This is a genomic window from Paenibacillus sp. YPG26 (assembly GCF_023704175.1).
GTDB lineage: Bacteria > Bacillota > Bacilli > Paenibacillales > Paenibacillaceae > Fontibacillus.
In genome coordinates, this window is the sequence record NZ_CP084530.1 from 2,677,532 (window position 1) to 2,702,500 (window position 24,969).

General features: G+C 47.6%; 23 protein-coding genes, 2 rRNA genes and 1 riboswitch (1 of these 26 running past the window's edge). Of the genes, 12 read left to right on the forward strand and 13 right to left on the reverse strand.

The annotated features are described in order from the left end of the window. Nucleotides 1-80: 80 nt before the first annotated feature. The 8 genes from LDO05_RS12570 (at nt 81) to LDO05_RS12610 (ending at nt 7,421) form a co-directional block, all read left to right on the forward strand. On the forward strand, nt 81-722 hold the full coding sequence (locus tag LDO05_RS12570) for a metal-dependent hydrolase (protein WP_251375730.1): 642 nt from the start codon (nt 81-83) through the stop codon (nt 720-722). 95 nt (nt 723-817) lie between these two features. After that, nucleotides 818-2,203, forward strand: a complete 1,386-nt coding sequence (gene fumC, locus LDO05_RS12575) for a class II fumarate hydratase (RefSeq protein WP_251375731.1) — start codon at nt 818-820, stop codon at nt 2,201-2,203. Nucleotides 2,204-2,211: 8 nt separating this feature from the next. Continuing rightward, nucleotides 2,212-3,102 (forward strand): alpha/beta hydrolase family protein, encoded by an 891-nt coding sequence (locus tag LDO05_RS12580; protein ID WP_251375732.1) that lies wholly within the window; start codon nt 2,212-2,214, stop codon nt 3,100-3,102. 55 nt (nt 3,103-3,157) lie between these two features. Further along, complete coding sequence (locus tag LDO05_RS12585; protein WP_251378716.1) at nt 3,158-3,496, forward strand: L,D-transpeptidase; 339 nt, start codon at nt 3,158-3,160, stop codon at nt 3,494-3,496. 141 nt (nt 3,497-3,637) lie between these two features. After that, nucleotides 3,638-4,033: a MerR family transcriptional regulator gene (locus LDO05_RS12590; protein ID WP_251375733.1), complete on the forward strand. Its 396-nt coding sequence runs from the start codon at nt 3,638-3,640 to the stop codon at nt 4,031-4,033. Beyond that, nucleotides 4,030-4,800: a carboxymuconolactone decarboxylase family protein gene (locus LDO05_RS18930; protein ID WP_346657576.1), complete on the forward strand. Its 771-nt coding sequence runs from the start codon at nt 4,030-4,032 to the stop codon at nt 4,798-4,800. The genes LDO05_RS12590 and LDO05_RS18930 overlap by 4 nt, the downstream gene beginning before the upstream one ends. 163 nt (nt 4,801-4,963) lie before the next feature. Beyond that, a complete protein-coding gene (locus tag LDO05_RS12605; RefSeq protein WP_251375734.1) occupies nt 4,964-5,848 on the forward strand; it encodes a molecular chaperone DnaJ in 885 nt (294 codons plus the stop codon). 322 nt (nt 5,849-6,170) lie between these two features. Continuing rightward, nucleotides 6,171-7,421, forward strand: coding sequence for a methyl-accepting chemotaxis protein (locus LDO05_RS12610; RefSeq protein ID WP_251375735.1), 1,251 nt, complete (start codon nt 6,171-6,173; stop codon nt 7,419-7,421). Nucleotides 7,422-7,489: 68 nt separating this feature from the next. Here LDO05_RS12610 and LDO05_RS12615 read toward each other — a convergent pair whose 3' ends face one another. Further along, nucleotides 7,490-8,539, reverse strand: a complete 1,050-nt coding sequence (locus tag LDO05_RS12615; RefSeq protein ID WP_251375736.1) for a DUF4349 domain-containing protein — start codon at nt 8,537-8,539, stop codon at nt 7,490-7,492. 140 nt (nt 8,540-8,679) lie between these two features. Then, nucleotides 8,680-10,455 carry an ABC transporter ATP-binding protein gene (locus LDO05_RS12620; protein WP_251375737.1) on the reverse strand — a complete coding sequence of 592 codons (1,776 nt, stop codon included), beginning with the start codon at nt 10,453-10,455 and terminating at the stop codon, nt 8,680-8,682. 172 nt (nt 10,456-10,627) lie between these two features. Between LDO05_RS12620 and LDO05_RS12625 the strand changes: the two genes are divergently transcribed. Together LDO05_RS12625 and LDO05_RS12630 are read left to right on the forward strand one after the other, a co-directional pair. Continuing rightward, nucleotides 10,628-11,518 (forward strand): AraC family transcriptional regulator, encoded by an 891-nt coding sequence (locus tag LDO05_RS12625; RefSeq protein ID WP_346657577.1) that lies wholly within the window; start codon nt 10,628-10,630, stop codon nt 11,516-11,518. 82 nt (nt 11,519-11,600) lie between these two features. Further along, a riboswitch (FMN riboswitch) is annotated at nt 11,601-11,755 on the forward strand. Between the two features lie 139 nt (nt 11,756-11,894). Next, nucleotides 11,895-12,842 (forward strand): DMT family transporter, encoded by a 948-nt coding sequence (locus tag LDO05_RS12630; RefSeq protein WP_251375739.1) that lies wholly within the window; start codon nt 11,895-11,897, stop codon nt 12,840-12,842. A gap of 108 nt (nt 12,843-12,950) precedes the next feature. On the opposite strand, the gene pfkB is transcribed toward LDO05_RS12630, so the two are convergent. Then, complete coding sequence (pfkB, locus tag LDO05_RS12635; protein ID WP_251375740.1) at nt 12,951-13,904, reverse strand: 1-phosphofructokinase; 954 nt, start codon at nt 13,902-13,904, stop codon at nt 12,951-12,953. A 390-nt stretch (nt 13,905-14,294) separates the two neighbouring features. After that, nucleotides 14,295-15,509 (reverse strand): MFS transporter, encoded by a 1,215-nt coding sequence (locus LDO05_RS12640; RefSeq protein WP_251375741.1) that lies wholly within the window; start codon nt 15,507-15,509, stop codon nt 14,295-14,297. A gap of 223 nt (nt 15,510-15,732) precedes the next feature. Here LDO05_RS12640 and LDO05_RS12645 point away from each other — a divergent pair, with 223 nt between their 5' ends. Next, complete coding sequence (locus LDO05_RS12645) at nt 15,733-16,374, forward strand: DsbA family oxidoreductase (protein WP_346657646.1); 642 nt, start codon at nt 15,733-15,735, stop codon at nt 16,372-16,374. 33 nt (nt 16,375-16,407) lie between these two features. On the opposite strand, the gene LDO05_RS12650 is transcribed toward LDO05_RS12645, so the two are convergent. The 7 genes from LDO05_RS12650 to LDO05_RS12680 all read right to left on the reverse strand — a co-directional run bounded on the left by LDO05_RS12650 (nt 16,408) and on the right by LDO05_RS12680 (nt 22,391). Beyond that, nucleotides 16,408-16,731, reverse strand: a complete 324-nt coding sequence (locus tag LDO05_RS12650) for a (2Fe-2S) ferredoxin domain-containing protein (RefSeq protein WP_251375743.1) — start codon at nt 16,729-16,731, stop codon at nt 16,408-16,410. Nucleotides 16,732-16,841: 110 nt separating this feature from the next. Next, nucleotides 16,842-16,991 carry a 50S ribosomal protein L33 gene (gene rpmG, locus LDO05_RS12655; RefSeq protein WP_251375744.1) on the reverse strand — a complete coding sequence of 50 codons (150 nt, stop codon included), beginning with the start codon at nt 16,989-16,991 and terminating at the stop codon, nt 16,842-16,844. 33 nt (nt 16,992-17,024) lie between these two features. Then, on the reverse strand, nt 17,025-17,294 hold the full coding sequence (gene rpsN / locus LDO05_RS12660) for a 30S ribosomal protein S14 (protein ID WP_251375745.1): 270 nt from the start codon (nt 17,292-17,294) through the stop codon (nt 17,025-17,027). Between the two features lie 211 nt (nt 17,295-17,505). Continuing rightward, a complete protein-coding gene (locus tag LDO05_RS12665) occupies nt 17,506-18,225 on the reverse strand; it encodes a DUF1361 domain-containing protein (RefSeq protein ID WP_251375746.1) in 720 nt (239 codons plus the stop codon). A gap of 159 nt (nt 18,226-18,384) precedes the next feature. Then, nucleotides 18,385-19,116, reverse strand: a complete 732-nt coding sequence (locus LDO05_RS12670; protein ID WP_251375747.1) for a ThuA domain-containing protein — start codon at nt 19,114-19,116, stop codon at nt 18,385-18,387. A gap of 176 nt (nt 19,117-19,292) precedes the next feature. Beyond that, nucleotides 19,293-20,219: an aldo/keto reductase gene (locus LDO05_RS12675; RefSeq protein WP_251375748.1), complete on the reverse strand. Its 927-nt coding sequence runs from the start codon at nt 20,217-20,219 to the stop codon at nt 19,293-19,295. A 228-nt stretch (nt 20,220-20,447) separates the two neighbouring features. Next, complete coding sequence (locus tag LDO05_RS12680; protein WP_251375749.1) at nt 20,448-22,391, reverse strand: methyl-accepting chemotaxis protein; 1,944 nt, start codon at nt 22,389-22,391, stop codon at nt 20,448-20,450. A 389-nt stretch (nt 22,392-22,780) separates the two neighbouring features. Between LDO05_RS12680 and LDO05_RS12685 the strand changes: the two genes are divergently transcribed. Beyond that, nucleotides 22,781-24,241 carry an IS1182 family transposase gene (locus LDO05_RS12685; protein ID WP_251378718.1) on the forward strand — a complete coding sequence of 487 codons (1,461 nt, stop codon included), beginning with the start codon at nt 22,781-22,783 and terminating at the stop codon, nt 24,239-24,241. Between the two features lie 20 nt (nt 24,242-24,261). Here the strand turns inward: LDO05_RS12685 and rrf are convergent. Both rrf and LDO05_RS12695 read right to left on the reverse strand, forming a co-directional pair. Continuing rightward, a 5S ribosomal RNA gene (gene rrf / locus LDO05_RS12690) occupies nt 24,262-24,378 on the reverse strand. A 244-nt stretch (nt 24,379-24,622) separates the two neighbouring features. Beyond that, nucleotides 24,623-24,969, reverse strand: a 23S ribosomal RNA gene (locus LDO05_RS12695) (it continues 2,583 nt past the right edge of the window).

Here is a 24,969-nt window from a genome sequence, read left to right on the forward strand (position 1 = left end):
CTCCCTACCTGTCCATGTATAATAAGATAGCAAACATATGTTTGCATGACACATCAAATATTGTCAGGCAGGAGGAAGAAATGAAAGGAACCACACATCTGGCGATTGGTATTGCCATCGGGGCAGTTACGGCTGCTCAATATCCGTTCTCCCCGAAGAGCACCAGCCTATACTTGGCTGTATCCGCCTTCTCTGCGCTGAGTGCCGACCTTGATGGTCCGAGCATGCTTAGTTCTAAGATTAGCAAGTTATCCAGGTCATTGAGAAATTTCCTTCTATGGTCAGGCTTCATAGCCACCTCTATACTCATCTATCAATACTTCTCTCTGGGCGTGTTCTATCCGGAATACACAGCGGCCTCTCTGGCTCTCTTCATGCTGGGGCTGCTAACCAGCGAAGGGATGCTCCGCAATACACTGATCAGCGGTATCGGCGGGGGATTCATCTACGCCGCACTTCTATGGCAGATGCCATGGCTGCTCGGACTGGGTGTCTTCATTGCTATCGCTCCATGGCTTAAGCACCGGGGGATGACACACACGGTATGGGCGGTGATCGCGTGGGGCCTGATCGGACAGGGCTTGGAGCAGCAGCTACAGCTCCCGGGAATGATGACCGCCGCCACACTGGGCTACCTGTCTCATCTTATAGCTGATACACTTACCCCGAGCGGAGTTAAGTGGCTGTATCCGATCTACAAGAAACCATTCAAGCTGCCATAGTCCCTTACGTCCTTCCATGATGTAAACGCTGTCCGTATCCAGGACAAGATGATATAATTTCAAATAACTACATCGATTTGGAGGGATTAATAACAATGGATTACCGTATTGAGAGAGACACGATGGGCGAGATCAAGGTTCCCGCGGACAAGCTGTGGGGAGCACAGACCCAGCGGAGCAGAGAGAACTTCCCGATCGGGATTGAGCATATGCCAATAGAGGTCATCCAAGCTTTTGCGATCTTAAAGAGAAGCGCGGCCTTGACTAACCAGAAGCTCGGAAAGCTCTCTGAAGTTAAAGCCCAAGCCATCGCCACAGCCGCAGACGAGATCGAGGCTGGCCGCTGGGACGATGAATTCCCTCTGGTTGTATGGCAGACCGGAAGCGGAACCCAATCCAACATGAACGTCAATGAAGTCATCGCCCACCGCGGCAATCAGCTGCTTGAGGAACAAGGGGCTGCGGAACGCCTGCACCCTAATGACGATGTGAATATGTCCCAAAGCTCTAATGACACATTCCCTACAGCCTTACATATCGCCGGGGTTATTGCCGTGGAGGATCAATTGCTGCCAGCAATCCTTAAGCTGGAAGAGACCTTCAAGCAGAAATCCGAACAATTCAAGGATGTAATCAAGATCGGCCGCACTCACCTTCAGGATGCAACACCTCTAACTCTTGGACAAGAGATTAGCGGATGGCAGCATATGCTGGAGAAGAGCCGCCGGATGATCACCGAAAGTGTGCAGTATATGAAGGAGCTTGCCATAGGCGGAACCGCAGTAGGCACTGGAATCAATGCGCATCCTGAATTTGGCGACAGATCTGCCCAGGAGATCAGCGCTTCAACGGGCAAGTCATTTACATCCGCCGCGAACAAATTCCATGCTCTTACGAGTCACGACCAGGTGGCCTATACCCACGGAGCTATCAAAGCACTCGCCGCAGATGTGATGAAGATTGCTAACGATATACGCTGGCTGGCCAGTGGACCGCGCAGCGGGATCGGTGAAATTACGATTCCTGAGAATGAACCAGGCAGCTCGATCATGCCGGGCAAGGTTAATCCAACCCAGTGTGAAGCCATCACCATGGTGGCAGCGCAGGTATTTGGCAACGATGTAACGATCGGTTTCGCAGCCAGCCAAGGGAATTTCGAGCTTAATGTGTTTAAGCCGGTAATTATATATAACTTCCTTCAGTCCACCAGACTTCTGGCTGACTCACTCATTGCGTTCAATGACAATTGTGCGGTTGGAATTGAACCCAATTATGAGAAGCTTGAGCATAATCTGAAGAATTCTCTGATGCTGGTGACCGCTCTCAATCCACACATTGGATATGAGAATGCAGCCAAGATCGCCAAGCTGGCCCATAAGATGAACCTTACATTGAAGGAAGCTGCCCTGCAGACTGGCTTATTGACCGAAGAACAGTTCGATCAGTATGTCAGACCTGAGAACATGATTAGTCCCAAATAATCTTCGCCATGACAATATTCAAGATCACTTATCTATCAGACGGAAATAGGGTTAAAGGGTACCTGTGTCTGCCCGAAGGGTTCGATATATCCCTAAGCGAATTGAATTCCTGGATCACCGGGTTCTACGGGAAGCCGTCTCTTCAGGCAGAGAGAATTGCTGAATCTCTTATTCGCAGCAACCGCAGTATTACTTCCAGGGCTTGGCCTGTTCTCATCTACTGCAGAGGCGGCATGGGTAAGGTCGGAAGTGTGAAGACTTCCTGGATAGAGCAGTTCGCAAGACATGATACGGTGGTATTTGCCCCCTGTTACCGGGGGAATGAGGGCGGAGAAGGTCGTGATGAGTTTGGCGGTGCGGACCAAGAGGATGTTAACTCCGCTTACCGGCTGCTCCAAAGCCTCCCTTTTGTGGACAAATCACAAATCTCTCTGATGGGATTCTCACGGGGATCGATCAATGCAACCCAGACTGCTACCGTGATGCGGGATGTGCACAGGCTTGTGATCTGGAGCGGGGTATCCGATCTTGCCCAGACCTACGAAGAGCGGATTACCCTTCGGCGAATGCTGAAGCGTGTACTCGGCGGAACCCCGGTCAGACAGCCGGAGGCCTTCGCTTCCCGTTCCCCCATTATGCTGGCCGAACATATTCCCTGCCCTGTTCTTATCATTCATGGGACCCGGGATGAACAGGTTGATTACAGTCATGGATGGAAGATGTATGAGCGGCTTATGGAGCTCGGCTTACCTGCCGAGCTCCATACTTACCAGGGTTACGGACATCATTTCCCTGAGAATACTCATCTGGAAGCGGTAAGACGGATGTTCAAGTGGCTTGGAACACCTGCTCAACACTTCTCTCCTAAGGAATTTGAAGATACCGACAATCACCACTAGTTACTCACTCTCATACACTGAGTACTGATACGAAGAGGTATGGGAGTGGATGAAAGTGCCGCAGTATCGGATTATTGTGGATCTGTCGGACCGGCAGCTGTATTTGCTGGACGGCAATACGGTCACCCGGGCTTTTCCCGTAGGCGTTGGCACTATGCTAACCCAGACGCCCACGGGTGAATACACAATTATTAACAAACAGGTAAATCCTGGAGGACCCTTCGGCGCGCTGTGGATGGGATTATCGAAGCCCCATTATGGTATTCACGGAACTAATGATCCTTCCTCCATCGGACGGTATGTGTCCCATGGCTGCATTCGAATGCATAATGAGGATGTGATTGCTCTATCCCCTCTGGTTCCTGTTGGCACACGTGTGATCATTCGTCAGTAATAACTTAAGAGCAGCATCCTGGAGCAGACATATACGAACAGTCTCTTGTTCATATATGTCAGGGCCCGGTGTGCTGCTCTTTGTCTGCTTTTTAGCTCATTTTGTTGACTTAGAGCGCGCTCTAAGTTGTAGAATGACGTTATGGAACAACAACATTTAAGTATACAAAGCATTTCCCAGTTGACCGGCATCAGCACCTATACCCTTCGTTACTATGAGAAGAATGGGCTCATCCATCCGATCGCAAGGGGAACTAATGGGCGCCGGCAGTATTCATCAGGCGATTTGGACTGGATACGCTTCCTGCTTCGCCTTCGGACAACCGGGATGTCAATCCGGCAAATGCAGCAGGCCGCACATCTCAGAAGACAAGGCCCATCCACTGCCAGGGAAAGGAGGCAACTGCTCGAGGCTCACCAGGAATCCATCAAGAATCAGATTGACGCTCTTCAGGACCATCTGGAAGCGATCGGGGACAAAATTAAGATCTACAAACAATGGGAAGAAGACTACCCACTTGAGGAGGATTCTAAATGACGATTGCATATAAGAAAGGCGAACAACTGCTGATGAATATACATCAAGACGGCATCACAGGTGTATTGGATCATTTACAGGAAATATCCCCGCATATCAGCAGGTATATTGTTGAATTTTTCGGACAAGTGTTTGTGAATCCTCTCTTGTCCTTCACTCAACGTGAAATGATTACAATCGCTGCGCTTACCTCACTTGGAGATTGCCCTAGCCAGCTGAGATGGCATGTTCAGTTCGGCCTGAAGGTGGGGCTTGCGCCAGAAGAGATTATCGAGGTAATCACTCATACGATCCCGTTCAGCGGCTTCCCCCGCGCGCTAAATGCAATCACTATCGTCAAACAGGTATTCGAGGACCACGAGATTCACTTCACTGTTCGAGATGAACTGAAGAATGAAGAAGCTCTCCGCGCTGCGGGCCTTAAGAAGCTTCAAGAGATTGACGGAGAACATGGAGAGCAGGTAATTGAATCCCTTGCAGGTATTGCTCCTGTGCTTGCTGATCAGATTACCGACTTTGCTTTTGGTGAAATTTACAGTAGATCCCCTCTCAGTGCCAGTCAGAGACAGCTCATTACTCTGGCAGCCTTAACCGCCCAGGGAGGGTGCGAGCCGCAGCTGCGCGTACATATTCATGCATCTCTCCGAGTAGGGCTAACCCGGCAGGAAGTGATCGAAGCCCTTCTGCAGTGCTATCCATATACAGGATTCCCCAAGGTACTTAATGCGGTAAGCACCGCACGTCAAATTTTCGAACAAGAGACATGATCTAATCCTGTTTCCGAAATCCCCTCTATGGTTGAAGAATGCATCCTTGATGACAGGAGCGGGGGAATGAGTGCATTTTCAATTCCATCCTCCACACCTTATAATTGAGATTGCGGAACTTTTGATCACATTTTGATCACATATAGAGGGGAATTCACATGATATGAATAACGATTCTGATTTGAAGCACTCTTATGACGTGCTTGGTTTGCCGGACAATGCAGCCCGGGAGGAAGTGGAGAAGCGGTTCGATATTCTTGTCAGGCAGTACCGCTCCAAGCCCTCTGAAGAGTTCGAGCCGATTGCCAAGGCGTACCGGAATATTACGGGTACACAGGACAGGCAGAAGTTCGAAGAGCTAACCAGACAGAAGTATGCGAAATATAAAGGTTTTGCTGGCCCCGCCGAGAAAATTGATGATTTCTTCCGTCTGTATAAAGGCAGAGTTCTCGCCGGTCTGATTGCCCTTATTGCAGTAATAGTCGGACTTAATGCTTATCTGAACCATAGAGCGGAGCAGGAGCGGCTCGCCAAGCTGCCTCCGGTTGATTTGTCAGTGATGGTACTTGGAGACTTCTCCTCAACAGGTGCTGAGGGAGATACATCGGCGTTAGAAGAATCACTGAAGGCTCCTTTTCCTGAGTGGAAAAGAGTGACCGCCCTGCTCTCCTATCTGCCTAAGCAGAGTCTCGGACAGGCCACTATGGCCATGCAGCAGAAAGCGCTGCTGCAGATCGGCACGGAACGACCGGACCTCTTCCTTATGGACAAAGAAGCCTATACATGGATCTCCAATAGTAACGCTCTTATGAATCTGGATAACGAAGCGAAGAGCAGACTGAAGCCATGGCTAAAGGAATCTCAGGCACTTAAGGCTAAGCAGTTAGACGATCCGGCTGAACATATTTACGGTATTGATGTCTCGAATAGCCCGCTTGCGGCCAAGCTTCAGCTTACCCATACGGGACTCATTCTGGGGGTACGCGATGGTGCGGAACATAAAGAGCAGGCACTCCATTTCATCGAACAATACCTCAAAGCGAAGTGAATTTGATGGTTCAACCTGAATTTGCATAACTTATATTTTGAAGCAGAGACAAGCAGGACGGGGATGACTATCCCTCATTACGTTAATCCTCGTCCATAGCGTCTTCAAATGTCTTCCCGGCCCCTTCTAGCCCGCACATTAATCATCCTCCCCACTCTGGTAGTTCTATTGGCACAGTTAATGAATCACTCTTGTATTTCTGGCAGTACCACAACTCTCTAACTATGAAATAAGGATCTTCCATCTTTAATACTAGACCATTATTCCTAGTCGATGTTATAATATGGAAACATACATACAATAGAGGAGGGTCAATTTACCTATGTCATGGTTGAACAAGCTTCCAATGTCTACGAGAATTACAGTATCTTGCTACTTGATCGCCGCATTATTCGGAATTCCGGTTCTCGTAACGTTCCTGCTGTTAGGAAATGCATGGATCGGCATCGTACTAATTGTAGTACTCGCTATCTGCACTTACCCACTCTCGCGCCTGATTGAGAAAGCGCTCACATCATCTTTTGACGAGTTAGCCAGTGTGACTAATCGTATATCCAAAGGAGACTTCACTCAAAGAGCGAAGGAGACCCAATCTGCCAGCACCCTCAGCCGCTCCTTCAACAGCATGGTGGACAAGCTGACTCATATTCTGCGGGAAGCCTCTGCCATTACTAGTCAGGTAATGAGTTCAAGTCGTGGAATTGCGGATAAAAATCAGGAGCTATCCACAGTTATGCATCAAGTCGCAATGTCAGCCCACGAGCTCGCTGTCGGTGCTAATGAGATCTCCCAGGACGTTGCTGGAATGACGACAGCCATTCAAGAGATCGAACAGAAGGTTGGCAGCTATGCTGGTTCAACCAAGGAGATGAATGAAAGATCAGCTCATACACTTAGTCTTGTGGAACAGGGAAGTCAAGCCGTAGAGAAGCAGGCGGAGGGCATGCAACGTAATATCGAGGCTACCAGCAAAGTAAGTGCAACTATTGATACACTCTCCAGAAATGCGCAAGGAATCACCAAAATTACCAAGACAATCTCTGACATTGCTGAACAGACGAATCTCCTCTCCCTCAACGCTTCAATAGAAGCTGCACGCGCTGGAGAGCATGGCAAAGGATTTGCGGTAGTTGCGGACGAAGTCCGTAAGTTAGCCGAGGAATCCACCCGGTCGACCCGGGAAGTATTCGAACTCGTAAGGAACATTGAGATGGATGTTATGCACGCCATTGAGCACATGTCTATCAATGAAGAGGTTGTCCGCCTTCAGAACGAGATGATAAAAGAATCCAAGGAGATTTTCCAGCAGATCGTGCAAAGTGTCCTGTTCATTACTGAACAGATTGAGTCCTTCTCCAAGGAGAGCGATACTATGCTGGAAAGCGCTCATCAGATCTCTGGCGCGATCCAGAATATATCCGCGATCACGGAACAATCAGCTGCCGGAACTGAGCAGGTATCGGCTCACATGAACGAGCAGATCGCCAGCATCAAGCTCGTCGCTGAAGAGGCGGAAGCTATGAATCAAGCGGTATTCCAGCTGCAGAAGACGATACATATCTTCAAATTCTAACCGATTATACGTCCAAAGAACCCTTGACCCAGGCTTAAATGCCACGGTCAGGGGTTCATGTTATCTGATCACTTGCTATTTGGGTTGCTGTCATCATTCATATTTAATTCTGCATTCTCCTGCGCTTGTCTACCTGTGTCATTTCTTAAGGCCAATCGTGCTTCCGCTCTTCGCCGGGCTCTTGCTTTGCGCACGCTCCAGATTATCGCTATCAGAACTGCTCCCAATACGAGTACAGGAAAGGCGCCTGAAAGCACAACAACCGTCCATTGAAGCAGCTGGGACAGCACGTGAAGTGTACCTGCCAATGCATCCTTAGCCCGCTCCCCTAGCGGAGTGTCCTCTTTACCTGAATCAACCGTGCCCGCCATTCCCTCCCGCTGATAAAGGTGGAGCGTCACCGTAGAATAAGATACATTGTTATCAATGAATCTCATACGTCCTTTTGCCTGCTCGATCTCCTCCTGAATGCGGCCCAGCTCTTTTGCAAATTTAACAAGCTCATCGGTCTTGGTTGCTTTCTTCATAAATGACACATAACGCTCTTCCATAATCATTTTCGCCTTAAGCCTGGACTCCAGATCTATATATTCTTCGGTTACATCCTGTCCCTCAATATTCTGATCCATTGATTCATGCTTAATCTTGCCGATTCCGTCAATGAACGAATTGAATCCCGCCGCAGGGATCTTGATTACAAAATTACCTCCTAATTGCTGATCGCTCTGATTCTCGGAGAATTGAACAATATACCCGCCTGCCTTAGCGATGTGCTCTCTTATTTCTGTCTGAACCTTTCTGTAATCCTTGACTCTCATCGACAATTCGGCCTTATAAATGAGCTTCTTATCAGCCCCTGCCTTGATTTCACTATTCGCAAATCCTGATGATGGCTGCTTAGACTCCGTTAAAGTGGCAGCAGCGGCTGCGTCATCTATCGCAGAGACACTGTTAGTATCCACAGCTGATCCAGCCGTGGATTGCGCGGCGTTCTTCATGTCAGATGAAGACGAACCGCTTAATTCCATTTTTGCTGTACTGCCGCCAGCCGAAGAACAAGCTCCAAGCACTAGAGAAAGACCCAACACCAAACTGCATATGAACCCCCGTTTTTTCATCTTTCAGCCTCCTGTTCAACTATCTATCTCTCCACCCTGACGCTTACAAATGCTGGAAGGTTGCATGTTTCAAATAATGAACACAAAAAAGCAGCCCCTATCAGGCTGCCTTTATGCCAAATCTATTTTGCTTCCCTGTGCTACATATTTTTGAGCTTGAAGAATTCACCCTTCTTCTCAATCAGCTCATCGTAGGTTCCGCTCTCTACAATCCTGCCTTTCTTCATAACGACAATTCGGTCCACATTTCTAACAGTCGATAGGCGGTGAGCGACAATGAACGTAGTTCTTCCTTCCATCAGCTGCTCCATCGCCTGCTGCACATGCCGTTCAGATACGTTATCCAGCGCGGAGGTCGCCTCGTCAAGAATAATAATTTTGGGATCACGGACCAGGGCTCTTGCAATCGCAATGCGCTGACGCTGCCCGCCGGATAATCTTCCCCCATGTTCTCCGACAGAAGTATCAAGCCCCTGTGGGAGGCTGTCGATGACATCCTTCAGATTCGCCATCCAGATAGCTTTCTGCAGATGCTCTTCCGAGATATCAGGGAGCCCATAGGTGATGTTCTCACGAATGGTTCCCGAGAAGAGAATGTTATTCTGCAGCACAATCGCAAGCGACTGTCTATACCTCTTCATACTGAGCTCATCCATAGGGATCCCGTCTATCCAGATTTGGCCGGACTGCGGCTTGTAGAAGCCGATAATCAAATTCAGGATCGTAGACTTACCTGACCCGGATTCGCCTACAAAAGCAATTTTTTCGCCAGGCTTGACGTCCAGTGTGAAATCGCTCAGCACATGGCGGTCCGATTCCTTATATTTGAATCCCATCTTCTCGAACTTATAAGCTCCGTGAATAACCTCAGGATTAACACGTCCCTTGTATTCTTCCGTCTCTTGGGACAGCAGAACCTCTGACACGGAATGAAGGGATTCAAAGCCCTTCACCAGGTTCGGGTATACGTTCAGGATAGAGCTTACCGATCCGATAATCATATTGAAAAATCCTTGGTACATCACGATGTCGCCAATCTCCATCATTCCGATCCGGGCTAAATAAGCCGTGAAGAAGAGACAGCCAACCTGGAACAGCTGGAAGACCACCCAGCTGGTTGAACCGAAGTAGGCTTCAAGCACATCCAGCTTGTATCCTCGCTCACGAATGTGCTGAAGAGCTTTATCCACCTTGCGGATCTCTACTTCCTCCAGTCCGTGCGCACGTGTCACCGGGATCATTTCAACCGTCTCGGATACGGTCCCCGACATTTTCTCAATATTGTGCCGAACCTCGCGGTTGCTGTTCGACATCTTTGTTCGGAAGAACCGGACAAGGTAGATTGACGTTGGCGCCATCAGAATAAAGAATAAAGCTACGATCCAGCTATGGTATAAAGTAAGTCCGATAATGATAATTAAGCTGATTCCTGATGGAATTATGGTCATCATCATTTGTCTGGACAGGAAATCGATAGCCTCCACATCCCTAAGCACCTTGGACTGCAGCCTTCCCGCATTCATATCGCCGTGATAACTGAGCGAGAGCTGCTGCAGCTTCCGCACGAGCGTGCTGCGCAGTCCGGCTTCCACATGCCGTACGGCCATACTGATATTGCTGATGTGCAGCGTATGTGTGGGAATATTCTGAAGAATGATGACCACAATGACCGCCAGGTTAATCCAGAACTCCGATACCGAGTGCCGGTCCGGATAGCTGACCAGATTGATGATATTCGCCGTAACCACCGGAAGTACCCAGACAGGCAGTGCTTTTAGTGTATAGTAAAAAGCCGATAGCGCAACTTTGCTTCCGTGGTTTTTGAACAGTCTGGCCAGCAGGCTTAGCGGCTTCATCTTCGCCCCCTGCTCACTCTCGAACCATTTTGTGTAATCCAGTGTTTCTAATTTTGCCATTTCCTTCACCCGCTTTTTTACTTATGATATGAATAGGGACTTCCTGTTTAGATCAGCCCGAACAGCACAGAAATAAGTATAATTCTAAGGGCCTGGATCATCTATAACATAATCGGCCCCGATTCTAACACAAGTTTAACTAAATCGGACATTCAGGGAGTTGTTATTCATCATGAGAAAGCTGCCGCCGGAACGCTGGTTCCCTCATATACGTTCAGAGATTTGTATATATTCTACACATACACGTACCGTTAGAAGTGGTTGGACCTGCGGGCGCCATGTTCACCACATGTTATTTGAGATTAACCTCGTGCTTGAGGGTACCCAGACCGCTATTGCCGGTTCCACTGAATATGAGCAGCAGGCTGGCGATTTGATGCTGATCTCTCCCATGCAAATGCATGATTATCAAATCAGAGGGCATGAGAATGCAACCTTTTTTGTGATGCATTTTCAAGTGGATGACCCCTTATTCCTCAAGCTGTTCGAAATGAATAATAAGGGGCTCTATACGAAGGGAGATCCGCTGAATACCCTGCTCGTTCCCCTGGTAGAGAATTTGATGGAAGCATTGTATGAAGACTCTAAGTCAACCTCCAAATTGTTTCTCCACCTCTTCACACTTATTACTGAGCTTCAGTCTTATTTCGAGCAAGAGAGCCAGGGCAAGGAGCCCAATCTGCGTTCAGAGCTCTCCTACCTGATTGCGAAGCAGGTGGAGACATTAGTATTATCCTCAGATACTGATATTTCAGATGCGTCGGGTGACTGGCTGGAGAATATATCGCATCAGCTGGGGGTTAGCCGCAGACATTGTCACAGGGTGTTCAAGCAGTTCTATGGCATGTCCCCCCGGGAATATCTGATGATCCTCAAGCGTCAGGAAGCGATGCAAATGCTGGTCAGCAGCAGTGAGTCAATTGAGAGCATCGGGCACCGGATTGGTTATGAGAATGTTCAGAGCTTCAGCCGTCAGTTCGCAGCCTGGACGGGATGTACACCAGGTACGTTCCGCAGGAATCATCAAGACAAAGTACTGCACCTAACGCCGCTTGATAGATGAGCACGTATAGAAAATATTTTGAATCTGTCATATTGACAGTAAACGCTTCCATGTAGTTAGATGGATGTACAATTAATCGAATATGGATCTTCGGGGGCAGGTGAAATTCCTGACCGGCGGTGATGGTTCGTGCGTGAACCTTAAGCCCGCGACTCGTCATGATTGCTCAAGCAAAGTGACGACTGACTTGGTGTGATTCCAAGGCCGACGGTACAGTCCGGATGGGAGAAGATCATACAGCAGGCCGTGTTACAGTCTTGTTACCTGTGCGCAGTGGCTTGTTTGATGAGCCCCCGTGTATACTTAATCAAGTATATGCGGGGGTTTTCTACATCGAGGTCCTATATTCAGAACTATATGTTGGGAGTTTTTGAATATGGAAAATGTTAATATTAACCCCGCACTAACCTACACCCGTAGACGGGTAGGCACAGGTTTCTGGTTCGTCGTCCTGGGCGCAGCTCTTTGGGGAGCCGATCCATTATTCCGGATTCAGCTGCTGAAGCACCTCACCTCGGCGCAGATCGTTCTTGTTGAACATGTCCTGTTATTCTTGTTCGCTGCTCCGGTGTTATGGTCACACCGCAATGAGCTGAAGACCGTCCGTCTCAAGCAGGCAGCTGCGCTTCTCTTTATTTCCTGGGGAGGCTCTGCGGTCGCATCCATTCTGTTCACCCAGGCCCTATCTTCGGGCAGCAGCAATCTTAATGCCGTACTTCTGCTTCAGAAGATGCAGCCTCTGTTCGCGATTGTGATGGCAAGATTTATTTTAAGAGAAGCTTTGCCTAAATATTTCTCAGGACTCATTGTACTGGCTATTGCCGGAACATATCTGCTAACCTTTGGATGGACACTCCCGATAGGCAATCTCAGCGATTTCATTCAGATTGGAAGCCTGCTTTCTCTTGGTGCAGCAGCACTTTGGGGAGGATCCACAGTGATGGGACGTTATATGCTCCGGAGTATGAAATATGAGACGGTAACCTCCTTGCGCTTCATGCTTGCCTTACCCCTGCTGTTCCTGATCACCTCCTCCGAGGGAGCTGCTTGGACGCTGCCTTCGGGTACGGGCGAACTAACAGTCACCTCCGTGAACATGTTGCTCCAAGCTTTGGTGCCTGGTCTGCTTAGTCTGCTTCTCTACTACAGAGGGCTATCTACAACGAAGGCTTCCTTCGCTACCCTTGCTGAGCTGAGCTTCCCGATGGTTGCTGTGCTGGTGAACTGGATTGTCTTTAAGCAAGTCATTACCATGCCTCAATTTGTTGGATTCATTTTCATTTGGACCGCCCTGTTCGTGATCTCAAGACAACAGCAGGATTAAGATTATAAATTATGCACAAGAGCCGCGCTTGACTAGCTAGTCAATACGCGGCTCTTTTTTGCGTGAATAGCTCGCTCTCCAAGATCGATTGCATTATCCGCAAGCTTATCATTCATCCAGACAATCAACATGGTCTATACCTACCAGGCTCATACTCTCGTTAACTTCATTCTTGCTGCATACTTCTGTCCCTTCCTTAGAGGCAGTGATGGATCCGGCAGCCGTGGCCGCCCGGGCAAGCCGTTCCAGATCATGTCCGGCAATTATGCTGGAAGCCATGGAGGCTACCATGGAATCCCCAGCCCCGACCGTGCTCTTCGGCTTAATAGAGAAAGGACTAGTCTTTAGCACCTCATCAGCGCTTGCAAAAATCGCGCCATCGGCTCCCATGGACACAACTACCAGCTGAATTCCTTCCTGAAGCAGGCCACGACATGCCTGAACAATGGCCTCCATTGATTCCAGCTTCCGGTTCACAAGCTGCTCAAGCTCATGAATATTCGGCTTGATGGCATAAGGCTTTCCTTGAAGCCCTTCGGCTAGAGCCTCCCCATCCGCATCGAGTATCGTCTTCACGTTCTTGTGGCTTGCCATGTCTGTCAATGTCCGGTAGATGCCTGGCGGTATTCCTGGAGGGATGCTTCCCCCCAGGACCAGAACCTCAGCTCCCTCAAGCATTGATTCCATCTGCTCCATGAATTCAAGCATATTCGTCTCTTTAATTAGTGAGCCTCGTTCATTGATCTCCGTAGTAATCGATGTAGACACATCCACAATCTTGAGATTTGTTCTTGTCTCCTCATCCACCTGGATAAAGGCATGCTGAACCCCGAGTTCATCCAGACCCTCAAGAAGCTGCCGTCCGCTGTATCCTCCAACAAAGCCTGTCGCTGTTACAGAGACTTGGAAATTACCAAGTACCTTCGCCACGTTAATGCCTTTGCCGCCAGGATCAACTCTGCTCGCCCGGACGCGGTTAAGAGCACCGACCTGAAGCTCTTCAAGTGTCACTGTCTTATCAAGTGCCGGATTCAAAGTAACTGTAATTACTGCTGCACTCATCTCATCTTCTCCTATTCGGAAGCGAGTGTAACTTCTACTTCGAGCTTGTATAGTTCATTCACGAAGTCTGATTAGGCTCCCTCGTCAAAATATAATCATTTATGAATATATTGTTCTTTTCCAGCTCTGTAAATAGGTATTATGTGCTCGTACATGATGATACATGGACAAATATGTACACATACAAAAAGTCCGCCAATCTTATCAGAATGACGGACCTTCTTATTCCACCTAATTTAATCTATTCCCTAGCAGGCAAGAAGCTTGCTGAATCACCTGGTGGACTGACAATTTCAGGCGTGTGTCCTGGGCGTGCCGAGCCATCATCGTAATGAAGTTACGATTGAGATTACGATTGAGGTTACGTATTGAACCTCGCCTAACGCCTCCTTAATGTCCGGTACTCATATTGATATGATCCAAGTGTCTGCGGCGCAGAATCAGGACCATAACACCCAGCATGACCATGAAAGCGCCGAACCAGAAAGGCGACTGGGGAGTCGACCACTCGGACAGCTTGCCTGCCAGCCAAGGGGAGAGCGCTCCCCCAAGAAAGCGTACAAAGCTGTAGGAGGCTGATGCCGTCGCCCGTTCGACGGGTGCGGCCTGCATGACAGCAGTCGTAATCAACGTGTTGTTGATCCCTAGGAAGATGCCTGCTGCTATGACCGCCACGATTACCGTTGCCGGAGAATGATTGATCGTTCCCACGGCCATTACACCCAGATCGACCGCGAACAGAGTGAGCATCCAGCTGATCGATTTAACAAGACTATAGCGTCTCTGCAGCTTGGGTGCCACCAGAACGGAGGTAATGGCCAGCATTATCCCCCAGCCAAAGAATACATAACCGAGTCCATGCTCATCCAGCTTCATGACATACGGAGAGTAAGCCATCAACGTGAAGAATCCGAAGTTATACAGGAAAGCCACGATGGCTAGTGTAAGTAGAGCCGGATACCCTAGCGCCCGAAAAGGATCCGCAATCGAGCTCGTCTGCTTAGGCTTAGGTGTCTTGGGCAGTACGAACAGGATGAAGATGAAGCCGATCACCATTAATACGCTAACCCCATAGAAAGGTCCACGCCATGAAATGGAGCCGAGCTCACCGCCTAGAAGGGGTCCAACCGATATCCCGAGACCCAGAGCGGCTTCATATAATATAATCGCTTTGGCGGTTCCAGATCTGGAGAATCCCACGATTGCCGATAAAGCTGTCGCAATGAAGAGGGCATTGCCCAGTCCCCAGCCTGCACGGAAGCCGACAATCTGGCCAATCGTATGCGATGCTCCGCCCAGTGCCGTAAAGATAATGGTCAGTACCATCCCCGACAGAAGTGTCCACTTTACCCCCAGCCTGCTCGATACAACACCGGTAATAAGCATGGCTATACCGGTCACCAGATTATAACTGGTAAAAAGAAGGGATACCTGGCTCTTGCTCGCATGCAGCTGCTCTGCAATGGCCGGCAGTATCGGGTCAACAAGACCCAGCCCCATAAAAGAAATAACGCAAGCAAAAGCTACAGCCCAAACGGCTTTGGGCTGAGACAATAAACCGGCAGATCCTTGAAGATCTCCGGCTAGTTTAGACTCTGATTCCATACTATAATAACCTCCACATCAAAATAAGCTGCCCGTTTCCCGTAGGCTTCTGTTCGGAAACATTGGATATGTAAATATTATATTACAAGTTTAATTATTACGTCAATATTTATATATATAATTATTTATATATAAATCCTTTGGATTTGACACCCTTTTATAAAGTAACTATGATAATCCCAGTAAGATAATTAAATTTTCTAAGCGGCAATGGAGGTTAATGATGAAGATTGAAATATGGTCTGACTATGCTTGTCCTTTTTGCTATATGGGAAAACGCCGATTTGAACAGGCCCTGCACAAGTTCGCAGATAAAGCTAACGTGCAGGTAATCTACAGAAGCTTTGAACTTGATCCCCATGCCAAGCGGGATGTGGACTATGATGTTCATGACATGCTGGCCGGTAAATACGGAATGACTCGTGAGAGAGCCATTGCAATGAATAATGATGTAACCGAACAGGCCAAGTCACTCGGACTTCAGTATCGGTTAGATACAACCATCCAGACGAATACATTCGATGCCCATCGTCTGACTCATTTCGCGGCTCAGCAGGGTAAGGCGGCGGAGATAACGGAACTGTTGTTCAAAGCCTATTTCACGGACTCCAGGCACATCGGGGATCATGCCGTCTTGTCCGCACTTGCAGGTGAGGCAGGCCTTGATCCGCATGCCGCTGCCAATATGCTGAGCAGTGAGGATTTTGCAAGCGATGTGCGCGGGGACGAACAGGAAGCAGCGGAGCTTGAGATTCGTGCTGTTCCTTTCTTCCTGATTGACCGTAAATATGCCATCACAGGTGCCCAGCCTGCTGAAGTATTCCTTGAGACTTTGCAGAAGTGCAGCGAAGCAGAAGCAGATTAACCAAGTGGATTGATACAACAAAGAGGCAGCCTCCTAGGTTGCCTCTTTGTTATTGGTGATATGATAGGAGATATGCTTCTTCATGAGCTTCCCCTTCTTAAGCTTCCTAACCAGCTTGCGTCCAGCCTTAGGCGTCATTTCTTTATACCATATCCCTTCAGGATAGACAGCTGCGTTACACGCATCTGAGCACCTTTTGAGACACTCCGTTCGGGTCACCAGGATGGAACCCGCCTTCAGAAGATTAATTTCACCACGAATGGCAGATGTGATTTCTTCTGCACGGTTCCTCTTGCAGCTCGAACCATGGCAGATCAGGATATGGTGCTGCATTTTATCCAGATTATAATTTCCCATAACCTGCACCACCTTTAGAAGTGAACTGCTATTTCATTATTTACCCCAATCACCAGGGCTTGCCTCTCTACTCAACATCATTATCCACAATCTGATTTGTCATTCAACACCTAACGGGTCTCTCTGTGAATGGTATACTTTTTCAGCCTGGGACAATATTTTCTAAGCTCCATACGTTCGGGATGATTTCTTTTATTCTTGGTAGTCGTGTAGTTGCGGTCTCCACATTCTGTACAAGCTAAGGTTACTATTACTCTCATTCTTCATCTCTCCTATTAATAAATGAATTCCTCTCACCAACTGGCCTTCCTAACCCCGGGTATCTGTCCATGATGAGCAAGCTCCCTAAAGACAATCCTGGATACGTGGTATCTGGATAAATACCCTCTCGGTCTGCCCGTAACTTCACAGCGATTCCTTAACCTTACAGGTGAAGCATTCCGGGGAAGCTTGTGCAGCAAAGCGTATTCCCCGTTCTTCTTAAGCTCCCGCCGCCGCTCCGCGTACTTCGCGACCATTTCCCGGCGCTGCTTCTCTTTTGCAACTTTTGACTTTATCGCCATACTTCACACTCCTCCTCAATTTAACTGGACTCCTACTTATCCGAGCCGTCCATTCACCTGATTGAACACAGTTCAAATCGATATCCAATCTGCTTCAGTTTACCTTAATAGTAATTATTACGATTTATAAATCTTAATATATTTCTAAGTTTTTTGTCAACTATCCCGATGCAAAATAAAATACCGGGAACCACTTCCCGGTATCCAGAGTCTACTGTCTCATCTTACTGAAGCCATACACAATAAGGTAGCTGAACAGCAGAATTGTCATAATCATACCTGTAAAAGGAATCATACGTCCTAATTCTTCCGCATCCGCGAACATAGACACTACTTGTTCCATAACCTGCCACGGGCTGTTAATCGCATCCCAGCTGTTCCAGCGTATGAAGCGGCCGAGGTAGATTCCGAAGCTCGTCAGCGCCAGAGTAACAACCGCAAAAATCCAGGACTTTGTCCTTCCAAGTGATCTCCTCACTAATTCCTGAACAGAGAATAGCGAATAGATCCCGAGCAGCACACCAATCACAGCTACAGAGAAGAATAACAGTATATGATACCAGAATTCGATCCCGTGCCAGGATCGGACACCGTTCTCCATCTGAAACTTGGCAAAGGGATGAAGCTGGTCTGTAATCAAATAAGCGGAGTTAGGGTAAAATAGCAGCCACTGTGTACCGATCACCACGAACAGAATTATTCTTGTGACAGATTTCCGCTGTATATACACGTAGATCCAGTCGAGCAATAAGGCCAACCCTGCCGGTATCCACGCCAGGAACATGTTCCAATAGAGAAACGTGTAGATGTCCCTGCCCGTATGCGTCCTTAAATAACTTCCCAGCATCAGACATAGAACCGAAGCCGCGAACAGAAGCAGGAGCATACCCAGTTTATTTGTGATGTTCACTTCATTAAGTCTGCCCAGCATAGATTCCTCCAACTCATATGGTAAAATATAGGTCTCCTCTCACTCTATCACAGACTCGGGCCCATCTCCATCTTTCTGAACCCCCTGGTTCTGACAATAGGAAAAAGACCGTTGGTCCGCAACTGATCACGGACAAACGGTCAAATCCCAGAACGAATATTATACCAACACGCCTTTTTTAATGGCTCTAACCGGCTCGCTTTTGCCAAATACAGGCTTCAAGGTATGAACAGAATTAGCCCAATTCACACCATTAGCGATAACACGCAGGATTTCCTTGTTGTAGTATGTTGGGTAAGTCTCATGACCCGGGCGGAAATAGAAGATCTTGCCTTCACCGCGGCGGAACGTACAGCCACTGCGGAATACTTCTCCCCCTTCAAAATTGCTGATGAACACCAGCTCATCCGGTTCAGGTATATCAAAGAACTCCCCGTACATTTCCTCGTGCTCCAGAATAATACTTGCATTAACGCCGTGGGCAATAGGATGCGACGGGTTCACATTCCACAGAATCTCCTGCTCACCCACCTCACGCCATTTAAGGTCACAGCTCGTTCCCATCAACGCTTTGAATGGCTTGGAGAAATGTCCAGAGTGCAGCACAACCAGTCCCATGCCCTCCTGGACACGCTTAGCTACCTTCTGCGTAATTTCATCACTAACCCGTTCATGTGCCATATGTCCCCACCAGATTAGAACATCTGTGGAATTTAATACTTCTTCCGTTAACCCATGCTCTGGTTCATCTAAAGTAGCCGTACGAATGGCAAAGCCTTCACCAGACAATCCCTCTGCCAATGCAGCATGGATGCCTTCAGGATAGACAGCTTTTACCTCATCGTGAATTTTCTCATGAACATATTCATTCCATATTGTAAGGTTGATCATCGTCAGTTGTTCCTCCTGTTAAAAATCCTTGATTATAGTTATATATTCTATTCCGATTCCACAGGAATTGATATGAACAAACTGGCTGAAACATGCACAATCTGGTCAAAGTTATATCGTTATTACCGATTTCGCTGCACTGCAGGGACATGAAATCCTGGCTTTTAAAATATATCCTAATCGAGTCGGTTAAGCCTATGCTGCTGATCGTAATCAGCCGGTTTAGTTACCTGCTGAATCTGCTCATATTGCGAGGAGGACAGCTCCGTTCCCTTGCCAGCCTGGACATTTTTCACAATTTGCTGAACAGAACTCGCTCCCGGTATAATGGCTGCAACGACAGGATGATAAAGAGGATACCGAAGCGCTGTTTGGTGCAGAGCACCTCTGTTATCTGATATTTTTCTCAGGTCTTCACGTAACCATGCAAGCTGCTCGGGGGTATAGTCCAAATATCCTTTATCTGCTTTCTCCTTCCCACTTTCAGTAAGGATCCCCTTAGCCAGCGGACCTCTGGCGATAAGGCTGATTCCATGCTTTGCAAGCAGGGGAAGGATTTGTTCCTCGGGTCTTCTGTCCAAAATACTGTATTGACTCATCACACTGACGATATTCGATCTATTCACATATGCAAGAATCACGTTCGGGCGTATCGAAGAGATTCCGTACTCCCGGATGAGCCCCTCCCGTCTCAAGTCCTCAAATGCTTCAATTGTCTCGTCAATAGGATCATCCAGAGTGCCGCCATGGAGCTGATACAGATCAATATAATCCGTCCCCAGCCTTCTTAGACTTTCCTTCACAGCAGATTTAATGTGGGACCCCGATGGATCCCATACCCAACCTTCCTGTCCGGGAATTCGCTTGTTGCCGACCTTGGTCGCGAGGATTACCTGTTCACGGCGGCCCTGAATCGCTTTTCCCACAAGCTCCTCATTACGCCCTTCATCGTAGAGATCCGCAGTATCCAGAAAGTTAATACCCTGGTCCATAGCTTCATGAATAAGACGGATTGCTGTTGTCTCTTCTGTCCCAATAGACATACATCCAAATCCGATTTCACTAACATACAGGTCTGAATGACCCAATCGATTCTTCTTCATCTGTCATCACTCCTTCGTGAGCTTCATGTGTATTATACCTATCCTTACCACCATCGTGGTGGATTACTTCAGACAGGATCCAAATTGCCCGGGAACAGCTCTGCCAAGCACTCAAAAAAAGAGACCCACAGCAACGGGCTGCGGGTCTAATTTATATATTGTTTAAAGGGGTAACTTCATTATAGGTTCCTAACCTTAAGCTCAGATGAAAATAATATTTCAGGATTATTACAAATGTGATCCATCCTCTGAGGACTCGTTCACTTTGAATTTGGATAACAGATCTTGAAGCTCCTGCATCATCGTTCCTAAGAACTGTGCCGAAGCCGCTACCTCCTCCATAGAGGCAAGCTGCTCTTCACTGGCTGCAGCCACATTCTGTGAGCCATCGGAGGCTTCACCCGCAATGTATGCCAGGTTCTCGACTGTGGCACTAATCTGCTCAGAGCTTGCTGACATTTGCTCAGCTACCGCAGAGACCTCTTGAAGATTCAGGACATTTTGCTGTATTTCCGTATATATCCCTGTAAATGCATGGCCCGCTTCCTCAACCCGCACGGTCCCAGCTTGTACCGTGTGTACACCGCTTTGTACAGACGCTGCGGCCGCCGCAGTCTCGCTCTGAATCTTCAGAATAATCTCCCGAACCTGATCAGCCGATTTCTTGGACTGTTCAGCAAGGCTCCGAATTTCTGCAGCCACAACGGCAAATCCTTTTCCATGCTCACCTGCCCGTGCTGCTTCAATGCTTGCGTTGAATGAGAGTAAGTTCGTCTTTGAACTAATCTCGGTGATTACATTGATAATGTCACCAATCTCTTCTGAACGGTCTGATAGCTGCTGCATAATGGAGGCAGTGCCCGTGAACATGTGGTTAACTTCGTTCATTTCCTGAACTGCCATCTGAACCGTCTGATTACCTAATTGAGCTTTCTCTGACGTGCTAAGTGTAGTCTCATGCAAGGTAGAAGAAGATTCTGCAATTCGCTGAATCCCTGCTGCAAGTTCTTCAAGGGCTCTGGCATTCTCTTGGGTTCCGCGCTGCTGAGCCTCTGCTCCGGACGCAACTTGCTGTATTGTCAGCGTAATCTCCTCTGATGTCTTGCTTGTCTGATCGGCACTTGCAGCTAGCTGCTCTGAGGTTGATGCCACATGCATGGCGTGATCCCTTACTTCTCTAATCATACCGCTTAGCGTTCTGCTGGTTTCATTCAAGCTTGCTGCCATCTGCCCGAACTCATCCTTGGATTGAACCTTTAAGCTATAAGTGAAGTCTCCTTGCGACATTCGCTCCGCCATCTTGTTAACCCGCTTGGTTAGATTAGCCAAATGATTAGTGAACAGCACGATTAGAGCAATGACCAACACAATTCCAACTAGACTGGTTACAATCACTTTGACCATCAATGCATTAACTTTTGAGCTCAACTCCTTATCAGGCAGGACCATGGCCAGAATCCAATCCGTTTGGGCTAATTTGGCATAGTAGACATGGTTATTTCCGTTCTTTGCCTCATACGCATCCACTCCATGCCCCTGACTAAGCATAGATTTGGCGACTCGTGCAAGCTCTATATCTTTACTATCCTGAAGCTTCTGCTTCATAATCAGCCCGGTATCAGGTCCAGCCAGGTAAGTACCGTCCTTGTTGATCATAAAAGCCCAGCCGGTTTCACCTAATTTAGTATCCTTAATGATATTCTGAATAGTAATTAAGCTAATGTCTCCTGTAGTAACGCCAATCAACTGACCTTGGTCATCCAGCGTTGGCATTGAGGCCGTAACCATCGTAGATTGGGTTTTTTCATCAAAGTAAGGATCGGTGTAGGCAAGCCCTTTGTTAGTTGTCGCCAGCTTATACCAAGCCTGTGAAGGGTAGTTGTAATTAGGATTGCTATAATCATGCGTAACGGAAATCGTTGAACCCGTATGATATGCATAGGAAGAAAAAAACTTGGTATCTGAGCTGTATTTCTGCGGCTCTAAAAACACTCCTAATCCAAAAGTATCCTTGTTCACCTGTAAGGTGTTCTCAAGCATATGATCATAATCGTCTAAGGTAAGCTTTTGATATTGACTTTGCAAGGTTTTGGCAACAGCCTCGGTTATGCTGCTGTGAGCCACCAAGCGTTTTTCAATCCTCTGTTCGGTCATTTGAAGCTGTGCATTCAATTCTTTCTGGGTCTCATCCAAAAGTAGTGTTCGCGCAGAGAAAAATACAATTCCAGAAATCACAGAATTAATAATTATCAAAACAGGCAATATTAATAGCAATGTCTTTATACGGATACTATTCAAATTCATTTATAGGCTCCTTTAATATATTGGTTATATATCGACATTTAGCGACAAAATCATTATATCAATTAACCTTTTTTTTACTAAAAGGTGTACTTTATGTGACAATATATTAACTCTCTTTTGAGAAAAATAGACCATAAAAAAAGAGCACTACCATAAAGGTAGTGCTCTTAGTCTGAAGACAAAGTTCCGAAAGGAGCAGGTCTACAGACTTTTTTTGTAGAATAAGTCAAGGAAAAGGTTGATTCGAGGTGTAAATGATGATTAGTAAAAATAATTATGAAGGTCGCTTTCAGATTTCTGTGAATGCGCTAGACGACCTTGTGCCTAAGGATCATTTGGTTCGCAAGTTAGAAAATGCGATCGATTTTAGTTTTATATACGAGCTGGTTCAAGATAAATACAGTGCGGTTACAGGGCGTCCGAGTGTCGATCCCGTAGTTCTGATTAAAATCGTGCTTATCCAGTATCTATTTGGCATTCGCTCCATGCGCCAAACCATTCGGGAAATTGAAACGAACGTAGCTTACCGCTGGTTCATCGGCTATGACTTTACCCAGCCCATTCCCCACTTCACCACTTTTGGTAAAAACTATGTTCGCAGGTTTAAGGACACGGATATTTTTGAATCCATTTTTGCACGTATTCTGGAAGAAGCTTTAGGGCATGGCTTTGTAGAGCCTGACGTGCTTTTCATGGATGCAACGCATGTGAAGGCAAACGCCAACAAAAATAAATATGAAAAAACGATGGTACAGGAGCAAAGCAAAAAGTACCAAGAGCAGCTTGATAAAGAGATTAATGAAGACCGGATCCAGCATGGGAAGAAGCCTTTCGGAAAAAAGCCTAAGTCCGCTCTGAAAGAAACAAAAACAAGCATCTCCGACCCTGAGAGCGGACTATTTGTAAAGGGCGAAAAAGAACGTGTATTTGCCTACAGTTTTCATACGGCCTGCGACCGCAACGGCTTTGTTCTGGGTGCGAAAGTAACTCCAGGAAATGTACATGACAGCCAGGTGTTTGAGGATGTGCTTGAGCTCGTAAAGAAGTCTCTGGGCAAGCCCACAGCTGTAGCAGTTGACGCTGGATACAAGACTCCCTACATTAGTAAATTGCTGATCGATGACGGGATACGGCCTGTTATGCCATACACAAGACCTCGTACGAAGGATGGCTTTTTCAAGAAGTATGATTACGTATACGATGAGCACTACGATGCCTATATCTGTCCGAACCATGAGTTTCTAACCTATGAATTGACGAACCGGGAAGGGTACAAGATGTATCGTTCCGATCCCACAATATGCAAAGACTGCCCCTTCTTGAGTCAGTGTACCGAAAGCAAGGACTTCACTAAGCGAATTAGCCGCCATATTTGGGCTGACTATCTGGAAGAAGCAGACCACCTTCGGCATACCGATGAAAACAAACAAATTTACTCACAGCGCAAGGAAACGATTGAGCGCGTATTTGCAGATCTAAAGGAAAAGCATGGCATGCGATGGACGACTTTACGAGGACTTCGTAAAGTTTCCATGCAGGCGATGCTCGTTTTTGCTTGCATGAACCTCAAAAAGTTAGCCACCTGGCTCTGGAAGTCCGGTGGCTCAAAGCGATATTTCGCTTTATTTATGATCTCTTACAGAAAAAAAACAAAGACAAACTCCTGTGTTCCTAACGGGAACAAGGAGTTTGTCTGCAATCTGAGAGCACTACCATAAAGGTAGTGCTCTTACTCTTTGCTTGGCGGCGTCCTACTCTCCCAGGACCCTGCGGTCCAAGTACCATCGGCGCTGGAGGGCTTAACGGTCGTGTTCGGGATGGGTACGCGTGGAACCCCTCCGCCATCGCCACCAAACGGGATTTTCTCGAAGCCTAAGCTTCTGAAAATTAAATTCAGGTATCAGCATCGCCAAATGCTGCAGCTTGTTCCCTCTCCCCGAAGACTTGCTTCGAAGCAGAAGTGAAGTTTGCTCCCTGAAAACTAGATACGAAACGAATTATGCGTGTTAGTCTTCTTCGTAGCTTCCCCGTTGTTCTCGGGGTCCCCGCAAAGTATTCGGAATCAGCTGCGAAGCCGTTCTTCACTTTGTGGGGTTATCTTGGATAAGCCCTCGACCGATTAGTACTGGTCAGCTCCATGCATTGCTGCACTTCCACCCCCAGCCTATCTACCTCGTCGTCTTCAAGGGGTCTTACATACTGGGAAATCTCATCTTGAGGGGGGCTTCACGCTTAGATGCTTTCAGCGCTTATCCCTTCCGCACGTAGCTACCCAGCTGTGCTCCTGGCGGAACAACTGGTGCACCAGCGGTGCGTCCATCCCGGTCCTCTCGTACTAAGGACAGCTCCTCTCAAATTTCCTACGCCCACGACAGATAGGGACCGAACTGTCTCACGACGTTCTGAACCCAGCTCGCGTACCGCTTTAATGGGCGAACAGCCCAAC